Genomic DNA, 1,485 nt, shown 5'->3' with positions numbered 1-1,485 from the left:
GGAAATGGCATCGCTGCGCGATGCCGGCATCGCTTATGAGGTGGTTCCGGGCGTCACCGCGGCCTTCGCCGCCGCCGCCGATTTTGAGCTGCCGCTGACGCTGCGCGGCGTGTCGTCGTCGATGGTGTTCACCACCGGCCACGACCTCAAGGGAAATTCGCTGCCTGACTGGGCCAAGCTCGCCATTTCCGGCGCCACGGTCGCCGTCTATATGGGCCGCTCGGTCGCGGCCGAAGTTGCCGGCCGGCTGATCGAGGCCGGCCTGTCGCCGGATACGGCGGTCGCCGTGGTCGAGAATGCCAGCCTTGCCAACCGCCGCCGGTTCCACGGCACGCTCGCCGACCTGCCGTCGCTGGAGGTCCGCGCCGACCTTGTCGGCCCAGTCATGACGATCATCGGCGATGCAGTCGCCGGCGCCAACTTTGAACGTTCCGAGCCGCTCGCGGCACACAGGCATGAAGGCGCGGCCCAAACAGCCGCCGAAGGAGCCGAACGATGAAAGTTCTGACCGCAAACCGCCTGACCGACGGCGAAGCCGTCTGGTACGCCAACGGCGGCTGGGCCGAGATCATCGACCATGCCGAAGTCGCCCATGACAAGGCGGCTGAAGACCGGCTGGAGGCGATCGGCGCCACGGCCTATGCCAACAATGAAGTGGTCGACGTCAATCTGATCGACGTGACCGTCGCCAATGGTGTGGTCGAGCCGGTCCGGCTGCGTGAAAAGATCCGCGCCGCCGGCCCGACCAATCGCAATGATCTGGGCAAGCAGGCCCGACCGGTAGCCGCCCGGGCGGCGTAAACGACAAATTTGATGAAACGGGCGGACGCGCCCGGAAAGACCAGACATGTACCGTTACGATGAGTTCGATCACGATTTCGTCCAGGCCCGCGTCGCCGAGTTCAGCGATCAGGTCACGCGGCGGCTTGCCGGCGAGATCACCGAGGATCAGTTCCGGCCGCTGAGGCTGATGAACGGCGTCTACCTGCAGTTGCACGCTTACATGCTGCGCATCGCGGTGCCTTACGGCACGCTGAACAGCAAGCAGCTGCGCATGCTCGGCCACATCGCACGCAAATACGACAAGGGCTACGGCCACTTCACGACGCGCCAGAACATCCAGTTCAACTGGCCGGCGCTGTCGGATATTCCGGCGATCCTGGCCGATCTGGCGAGCGTCGAAATGCACGCCATCCAGACCAGCGGCAACTGCATCCGCAACGTCACCGCAGACCACTTCGCCGGTGCCGCCGCCGACGAGGTGGCCGATCCGCGTCCTTATGCGGAAATCTTGCGCCAATGGTCGTCGGTGCATCCGGAGTTCTCGTTCCTGCCGAGAAAATTCAAGATTGCAGTGACCGGCGCCGAGCGCGACCGCGCCGCCATCCAGACGCATGACATCGGCCTTCATTTGAAGAAGAACGCTGCCGGCGAACTCGGTTTTGCCGTCTATGTTGGCGGCGGCCAGGGCCGTACACCGATGAT

Annotated in this window: 3 protein-coding genes; all 3 read left to right on the top strand. The window is 64.6% G+C overall.

All coding sequences use genetic code 11. From position 1 onward, the window contains the following. A partial coding sequence (locus EOA86_RS34320; protein WP_245497467.1) for an SAM-dependent methyltransferase occupies positions 1–499 on the top strand: 499 nt, incomplete at its 5' end. After that, the gene (locus EOA86_RS34315) at positions 496–801 is read left to right on the top strand and encodes a DUF2849 domain-containing protein (protein ID WP_128345569.1); all 306 of its coding nucleotides are present in this window, start codon (positions 496–498) and stop codon (positions 799–801) included. The genes EOA86_RS34320 and EOA86_RS34315, both read left to right, overlap by 4 nt. Before the next feature lie 46 nt (positions 802–847). Further along, a partial coding sequence (locus tag EOA86_RS34310; RefSeq protein WP_164892313.1) for a nitrite/sulfite reductase occupies positions 848–1,485 on the top strand: 638 nt, incomplete at its 3' end.

It is taken from the genome of Mesorhizobium sp. M5C.F.Ca.IN.020.32.2.1 (genome assembly GCF_004023105.1).
Classification (GTDB): Bacteria; Pseudomonadota; Alphaproteobacteria; order Rhizobiales; family Rhizobiaceae; genus Mesorhizobium; species Mesorhizobium wenxiniae.
Note: the sequence above shows the minus strand (reverse complement) of the source record. Positions and strands in the feature narration are given on the sequence as shown.